The organism is Saccharothrix sp. NRRL B-16348 (assembly GCF_001280085.1).
Taxonomy (GTDB): Bacteria; Actinomycetota; Actinomycetes; order Mycobacteriales; family Pseudonocardiaceae; genus Actinosynnema.
The window spans coordinates 70,606-78,041 of sequence record NZ_LGED01000235.1; the positions used below are offsets into that span (position 1 = coordinate 70,606).

Consider the following 7,436-nt stretch of genomic DNA (forward strand, 5'->3'; position numbering starts at 1 on the left):
CCGGTGGACCTGAGGAAGACGGGTGCCGCCGAGGCCACGGCCGGCGGGATCGCCAACACCGGCTACATCGGCGAGATCAACCTGTCGACCGGCGCCCCGGTGCGGACCCGTTATCTCCGGCAGGTCGCGCGCATCGCGCCCCCGGCGCTGGTCGGGCGGGACGCGGAGCTGGCCGAGCTGGCCCGGTTCTGCACCGGGCCCGAGCACGCGGGCCGGTACGCGTGGTGGCGGGCCGGGGCGTGGGCGGGGAAGTCGGCGTTGATGTCGTGGTTCGCGCTGCACCCGCCGCCGGGTGTCCGGGTCGTGTCGTTCTTCGTCACCGCGCGGCTGGCCGGTCAGGACCACCGGGGCGCGTTCATCGAGAACGTGCTGGAGCAGCTCGCCACCCTGCTGGGGACGCCGCTGCCGCCGCTGTTGACCGAGTCCACGTCCGAGTCGCACCTGTTGGGGATGCTGGACGAGGCCGCGGAGGCGTGTGAGCAGCGGGGGGAGCGGCTGGTGCTGCTGGTCGACGGGTTGGACGAGGACCGCGGGGTGACCGTCGAGCCGGACGACTACAGCATCGCCGGTCTGCTGCCGCACGTCCCCCGCGCCGGGATGCGCGTGGTGGTGTCCGGACGGCTGAACCCGCCGGTGCCCGGCGACGTGCCGGACTCGCACCCGTTGCGCGACCCGGCGATCGTCCGCCACCTCGCGGTCTCGCCGTCGGCGACCGCGTTGCGCTCGGAGATGCAACGCGAGTTGCGCAAGCTGCTGCGCGGCCCGCAACTGCCGCTCGTCGGGCTGCTCACCGCTGCGGGCGGCGGGTTGACCGCCCGTGACCTGGCCGAACTCACCGGCGGCAACGTCCGGGCCATCGCCGACGACCTCGGCACGGTCGCCGGCCGCAGCTTCGCGTTGCGCAATTCGACGTGGCGCTCGGCGGAGACCTACCTCCTCGGGCACGAGGAGCTGCACGCCATGGCGACGGACTACCTCGGCGACGCGCTCGCCGACCACCGCGAACGCCTGCACGAGTGGGCGGAGGACTACCGGGACCGAGGTTGGCCCGAGTCCACCCCGGAGTACCTGTTGCGCGGCTACTTCCGGGTGCTGGACGCGACCGGCGACTTCCACCGGATGGTCGCGTGCGCGACCGATTCGAACCGGGCGGACCGGATGCTCGAAGTGTCGGGTGCCGACCAAGCGGCGTTGGCAGAGATCACCGCGGTCGAGGACGCGCTGCTGTCCCGACCCGAGCCGGACATCACGACGATGGCACGGCTGGCGGTGCACCGGGAACGGCTCACCGAGCGCAACACGACGATCCCGATCACGTTGCCCGCGGCGTGGGCGCGGCTCGGGGAGGCGAGTCGGGCCGAGGCGCTCGCCGGGTCCATCAGCGATCCCGGTCGGCAGGCTCAGGCCCTGGCGCTGGTGGCGGAAGCGCTCGCCGAGACCGGCCGGCTGGAGCACGCCTCCGACGTCGTGGCCCGGGTCGAGGGTCTGGTCCACCTGGTCCAGGAGCCGACGCACCGCGCCACGGCCAACGCCTACCTGGTCCGCGCCTTGGTGCCGTTGGGCCGGTTAGATGGCGCCGCGGCGCTGTTCCGGCAGGCCCGCCAGTCGAACGCGCTGGTCACCGCCGCCGAACGGCTCGTGCCGGCCCTCGTCCACGCGTCCGGGGTCGAGTGGACGAGGCAGTTCGTGGACTCCCTGGACGACAAGAACCGCAAGGTCCACGCCCTCTTGGCCCTCGCACGGGTCTCGGGCGACGGCGATCCGGTGCGCGCGGTCGTGACCTTGATGAGCACCGGCCACCCGGTGGCCAACCAGGTCGTGACGGTGTCCCGCTTGGCCGCGACGATCGCGGACCTGCCCCGCCACGAGGCCGACCGGCTCGTCGAGTCGTTGGACCCCAGGCTGGTGAGCCCGGCGGCCATCGCCACCGGACGGGCGTTGATCGCCGCGTCGGCCGGCGACCCGCAGGCCGCGATGGAGATCGTCCGGGGGCGGAACTTCGAAACCTGCGTCGCCCTGCTGGGCGCGCTGCCGTGGGAGCCGGACCACGCCGACGTGCTGCTGGGTCGCATCCCGTTGCCGGACGGCGTCGCCCGGGCGACCGGGGCGTTGGCCGCGGCCGTCGCGCGGGCGGGTGAGCTGGATCGGGCGGTGCGCCTGGCGCTGGAGGCGGGCACGCCGGACGCCTTGATCGACGTGGCGACGAGCGTCGTCGGCTCCGACCCGGCGTTGGCGGCGGAACTGGTCTCCGCGGCCCAGGACCGGGTGCGGTTGCGGCCCGCTCCGCTCGCGACGGTTGGCACGTGGTGCGCCCTGATGCGAGCCGCGTTCAACTCGGGCGACACGGCCGTGATCCGCGACATGCGCGCCCGCGCCGACCGGGTGATCGCGGAGATACCGGACGGTCACGTGTTCCCGGACGTGGTCGAACTGGTCGCGTGGACAGGTCGGACCGCCCAAGCCGAGCGGCTGGCCGAGGCACTCGCCGATCTCGCCGACCGACTGGACGCGCGCAACCTCATCGAGGAGGTGTTCGGCACGACCGCGTTGGCCACCCGGGACGGCTCCGAGGAGGAGTGGATCGAGGACGCGTTGCGCGGCGTGGACGACGATCAACGGCGGGAGGTCCTCACCACTGCCGAGGAGGGCGGGGCCGCGCGCCTGAACCTCCTGATGCACGACGACCACCGACAGGTCCAGGTGCCCGTGATCCTGGCGGACGCGGGGGCGACCGCCCTCGCCGAAGAGCTGGCCTGGCACGTGCCACAGGTGGACGACCGTGCACGGGTCTGGTCCGCACTGGCCCTGCACACCACCCTCGGCCCCACCGGCCGCCCGACCGCCTACCTGATGAAGCTCCGCCCGTGGCGCCAAGCCCTGACCGCGATCGCCGCCCACCATCCCACCGCACTGACCGCGATCGCCGCCGAGATCGACAGGATCAGAACCCGCTGGCACGGCCTGGCAACCAAAGCCGGCTGACACCGTGCCGCTCGAAGGTCATCGTCGGGTCTCCTCCACGAGGTGGTTGAACAGGGTGCTGGTGAGGAACATCGTGTTCACCCGGTTGGTGACGATCGCCTCGCCCAGCGCCGCAGCGTCGAGCACCGCAGTGTTTGGAGGATCCGCGTAGCGGGCGAGAAGTCGACATAATCGACGCCCCGCACCAGCCGGATCACGGCGCGCTGGTTCACCAGGACACCCTTGGGACGGCCGGTGGTGCCCGAGGTGTACATGATGTAGGCGGCGTCCAGCGGCCCGACCTCGGTCTCGATCTCGGATTGCGGCTGCACTTGGTGCGGCTGCGCGGGGTCGAGCACCGGGATGTCCGCGCGGACCTGTTCGTCCGACCGCAGCACGGCGAGCACGACGACCAGCAGAGCGCGGTCCTTCTCCAGCATGAACGCCACTCGGCTGCCCCGTCTCACCCCGCGCTCGCGCAAGACGGCCGCGAGGTGCCGCGAGCGCTCGTCCAACTCGCGGTACTGGTCCATCTCGGCGTCGACCAACATCCGGACTTCCCGCACCGGCGTGTCGGGGCGGTCGGCGAGCACCTCGAGGACGTTCGCGATGTGCCCGAGCATCCGATCCACGAACGCCACATCGTGCACATGAACGTGGGCATCGATGTGCAGGACGTTCTCTGCTGCGCCTGCTGCCCATGAGCGACCGGGACAAGGACCCGGGAATCCTGGCGTTACGGCATCAGATCACTGTCCTGCAACGCCAACCGGGCAACACCAGGCCTCGGTCCTCCCCCGGCGACCGGGCATTCCTCGCGGCACTGCTGCACCGACTCCCGGTCCCCGCGCTTCGTCGGCTCCGACTGCTGGTGCGTCCGGAACGGTGGTGCGGTGGCACCGGGACCTCCTCGCACGACGCCACGCCACCGCGTCCCGTCCCAGGCGTCGCGGCCGACCTCGAACCGTCCGCTCCAGCCGCCTCCACCGTCCGGCAGGTCCTCAAAGACGCCGGGATCGCCCCAGCTTCCGAGCGCACCTCGACGACCTGGTCGGCCTTCCTCCGCTCGCAGGCCGACGCGTCCATAGCCTGCGATTTCTTCGAGACCTCCACGTTGAGCGGCACCCGCCTGTACGTACTCGCGGGTCATCGAACACGCCAGCCGACGGATCCGCGTCCTCGGCGCCACCGCACACCCGACCGCATCCTGGGTCACCCAAGCAAGCAGCGGTCACCCACCTCGACATCCGCCGCCGGCAACGGTTGGGCGGCATCCCCAATGAGTACCACCACGCCGCCTGACCTGCACAGACGGCATTTCGGCAAGCACAAGCGCCGGCGGTGCGGCCGGAGCCCGACAGCGTCTTCCAGGCCGCCGAGCGCAAATGCGCGGAAGAGAACAACCAGTTGTGGCGCGACGCCAAGACCGACCGCCGGAAGTGGCTGAGCAAGCATTTCACCCGAACGACAACGATGTGTGTCCGCGCAGGCACTCCACGTGAACAGTGTCGGCTCGAATATCCACATATGCGGCTAACGCGTCACCCGTCCGAATGACAAACCACAGCACCTCCTTGTCCGCCGCGTAACCGACTGCTGCACTGGTCGCGGGCCCGTTCCACCACCACCAATCCCCCGAGCAGCGCGGACCCGCCGACGCCCCTCCCGGCGCGGCGGGCCGGAGCGCGATGCACCACTTCCGGAGGGACGGATGCCGGGTATAAGCATCAACGTCATCCGCGTCGGGTTCGAGAACTTCACCTCCGCCGACGCCACCACCATCAACAACGCGCTCACGAGGTTCCAGAACGTCTACGCGACCGTGGGCATCCCAGTGCGCCGGATCGAGCGCTACCGCATACCGCTGGCCGACGCCAGGGGCCGCGACGTCATCGACAACAACGGCGAGGCCGAGGCGCTGACGGACGAGTGGACCGTCCGCAACAACGCGATCGACGTGTTCTTCGTCAAGCTCTACGTCGGGTCGGTCGCCGGCCTGTCGCCGCGCCCCGGCCCGTGCGACAAGGACGCGAAGGGCATGGACGGCGCGGTCGTGGAGATGATCGGCAGCAACACCGGTCTGGTGCTCGCCCACGAGGTCGGTCACTACCTCGGGCTGCCCCACACCACGGGCAGTTCGTCCAACCTGATGTTCCCGTCCGTGCCCAACGGCGGGCTGCTGACCACCGCGCAGGGGAACACGATGAAGTCCCACTGCTTCATCGAGTCCTAGCCGACACCGGAGACCGACATGGTGAAGATCGACATTCCGGGAGTCGAGCCCGGTCCGGACGTCGTCCGTGAGTCCCTCGCGGGCCGTGTGCCCGGCGTGCCGCCCTCGGTGGCGCTGGCCCTGCTGTCCGAGCTGGACGTGCCGGGCGCCGACCGGGTGGCACTGCTGCGCGACAGCGTCGAGAACACCGACCTCGAGCCGCACGTGCGCGCCGGGGCCGTCACCGTCTACGCGCGGGTCGCGGGCGCGGAGGCCGTGCCCACCCTGCTGTCCGCGCTCGGCGGGGACGACCGGGTGGCCGCCGCCGCAGCCACCGCCCTGGGCCACGTGGGCGCCGCGGAGCACCTCGACGCGCTGCGGGAACGGCGCAGTCGCGACACCGGGGACCTGCTGCGCGACCGCGCGCGGTTCGCCGAGGACCTCATCGTCCACCGGCTCGGGCTCACCGACCGGGTGGACGACGCGGACCTGCCCGAGGCCGCGCCCGCGCCCGAGGAGGTCGGGGCGCTGGCGTTCGCCGCGGTCCGGCCGGGTCCCGAACGGCGCTCCCGCGCGCTCAAGGCGATCAAGCGGGACCTGCCCTGGTTCGACCCCGCCGACCACGACGTCTACGAGGTCCAGTGCGGCCCGCGCCTGCTGGAGGTCGCAGTCGACCGGGGCGTCCTCGGCACCGAGGGCCGCGGCAGGCTCCGCCGGGGTCCCGCCACGCCGGCCGTCGTCGCGGTGCAGGACCTGGAGTACGACGACTTCTACCCGGCGTTGATCGCGCTGAGCCGCCCGCGCGGCGACCGCCTCGCGGTGCGGCTGGTCCGGCTGACCGGCGAGGACGTCTACCTCGCCGAGGGGCCGCTGGCCGAAGGTGACCTGGTGCTCGAACTGCGCGCCGCGCAACGCCCCGGCGCCGCGCCCGTGGCCGGACGGCTGCGGGTCACCGCCAAGGAGGTCGAGATCTCGGGTGTGTCCGACCGGCGTACCACGCCCAAGCGCAACCCGCAGGCGGAGTAGGGACATGCCGCCGCCGGAGGGCTGGCGCGTGCTGCGGCTGGGCGACGCGGTGGAACTCGCCGTGCCGCCCGACGCCGCGGAGGTCGACCTGCCGCCGGTCGACTCGGTGTTCGGCGTGCTGCGCGGCGAGGGCTACGAGGTCGTCTACGACTACGGACGCTACGGCGAGGACCTCGCCGACTTGCGCGACCTGCCCGGCTACACCCGGAGGGAGCGGCAGGTGCAGGCGCGGACCGCCACCGACATCGCCGTGGCCGGCGCGGGCGACCCGTGGCGGCGGGTGCGAGTGCTGCGCGTGGACAACGACCGCGACCAGCTGACCGTCCGCGTGTCCTGTGTGGACGACCGGACCTGCGCCCTCGCCGACACCCTGTTCGACCTCGTGCGGTTCACCAAGTGATAAGGACCGGTGCCGTGGAGATATTCAACCTCGTGGTGCGCGCCGTGCTGACCGTGTTCATCCTCGCGATCACGGTGTGGTGGCTGGTGCTGGTGGGGGCGAAGTTGGGCATCGCACCAGTGAAGGACGCCACCGGCAACGTGCTGGACGAGTACCAGCGGGCCAAGGACATCCTGCTCGTCGTACTCCCACTGGTGACGACAGCGTTCGGCTACTGGTTCGGCGCGCGGGGCAAGGACAAGGCCGAGGACGACGCCGCCGTCGCCCGGCGCGAGCTGACGGCCGTCCTGGCCACCTCGGACAACCCGAAGCTGCTGCGCCAGTCCCGCGAGAACTACCCCGACATGTTCGGCTACGCACCGCGCCGACTGTTCCGTCGGCCTCCGCTTCCGCAGCCGCCTCCGCAGCCGCAGCCGTAAGGAATGACCGGCACAGCGGACCTCGAGATCGATCAGCGACCAGGCGGTCTACGTCCGGCGCCGACAGGAGCTCATCGACAGCGGACGGATGCCCGGGACGACCAGCACCGTTCGATGCGAGGCTGGTGGCCGCCATGGCCTCGCCCCTTGGGGCGAGGGCCGCGGCGGCCTCGGGATCGATGTTCAGTGTTGTGGTCGTCGTTGAGGGGTTGGTGAGTGGGGGCTGGATCGTCAGGCGGCGGGCGGGATGGCCACGATCTTGCCGTGGATGTTTCCCGCGTCGGCCTGCTGGTGGATGGTGGGCAGGTCGCTGAGCGGTACGCGCCGGGCGATCTCGACGTGGAGGTCGCCGCGGTCGATGAGGCCGACGAGGCCCGAGAGGACGTCCGCGTCGGGGTGGACGAAGATCGTGGCCGCG

The 7,436-nt window shown here is 71.6% G+C and carries 6 protein-coding genes and 1 pseudogene; 5 read left to right on the plus strand and 2 right to left on the minus strand.

The genetic code is table 11. The features are described 5' to 3' along the window. The first annotated feature begins 3 nt into the window (after positions 1-3). Positions 4-2,982 (plus strand): hypothetical protein, encoded by a 2,979-nt coding sequence (locus ADK67_RS36990; RefSeq protein ID WP_053721224.1) that lies wholly within the window; start codon positions 4-6, stop codon positions 2,980-2,982. Between the two features lie 77 nt (positions 2,983-3,059). Here the strand turns inward: ADK67_RS36990 and ADK67_RS54140 are convergent, their stop codons facing one another. Next, positions 3,060-3,602, minus strand: a complete 543-nt coding sequence (locus ADK67_RS54140; protein ID WP_053721225.1) for an AMP-binding protein — start codon at positions 3,600-3,602, stop codon at positions 3,060-3,062. A 1,070-nt stretch (positions 3,603-4,672) separates the two neighbouring features. Between ADK67_RS54140 and ADK67_RS37000 the strand changes: the two genes are divergently transcribed. From ADK67_RS37000 to ADK67_RS37015, 4 genes are read left to right on the plus strand one after another with little or no spacing between them, the layout of a single operon-like run. Then, a complete protein-coding gene (locus ADK67_RS37000) occupies positions 4,673-5,194 on the plus strand; it encodes a zinc-dependent metalloprotease family protein (RefSeq protein WP_053721226.1) in 522 nt (173 codons plus the stop codon). Positions 5,195-5,212: 18 nt separating this feature from the next. Beyond that, complete coding sequence (locus tag ADK67_RS37005; RefSeq protein WP_053721227.1) at positions 5,213-6,199, plus strand: HEAT repeat domain-containing protein; 987 nt, start codon at positions 5,213-5,215, stop codon at positions 6,197-6,199. A gap of 4 nt (positions 6,200-6,203) precedes the next feature. Beyond that, on the plus strand, positions 6,204-6,599 hold the full coding sequence (locus ADK67_RS37010; RefSeq protein ID WP_053721228.1) for a hypothetical protein: 396 nt from the start codon (positions 6,204-6,206) through the stop codon (positions 6,597-6,599). A 14-nt stretch (positions 6,600-6,613) separates the two neighbouring features. Next, the gene (locus tag ADK67_RS37015; protein WP_053721229.1) at positions 6,614-7,018 is read left to right on the plus strand and encodes a hypothetical protein; all 405 of its coding nucleotides are present in this window, start codon (positions 6,614-6,616) and stop codon (positions 7,016-7,018) included. Positions 7,019-7,249: 231 nt separating this feature from the next. Here ADK67_RS37015 and ADK67_RS52955 read toward each other — a convergent pair. Next, positions 7,250-7,436, minus strand: a pseudogene (locus ADK67_RS52955) (NADP-dependent oxidoreductase); the annotation flags it as partial.

Coding starts and splice junctions, on each gene's coding strand:
- ADK67_RS37000 (WP_053721226.1), top strand. CDS start 4,673: ATGCCGGGTATAAGCATCAACGTCATCCGCGTCGGGTTCGAGAACTTC.
- ADK67_RS37010 (WP_053721228.1), top strand. CDS start 6,204: ATGCCGCCGCCGGAGGGCTGGCGCGTGCTGCGGCTGGGCGACGCGGTG.
- ADK67_RS37005 (WP_053721227.1), top strand. CDS start 5,213: ATGGTGAAGATCGACATTCCGGGAGTCGAGCCCGGTCCGGACGTCGTC.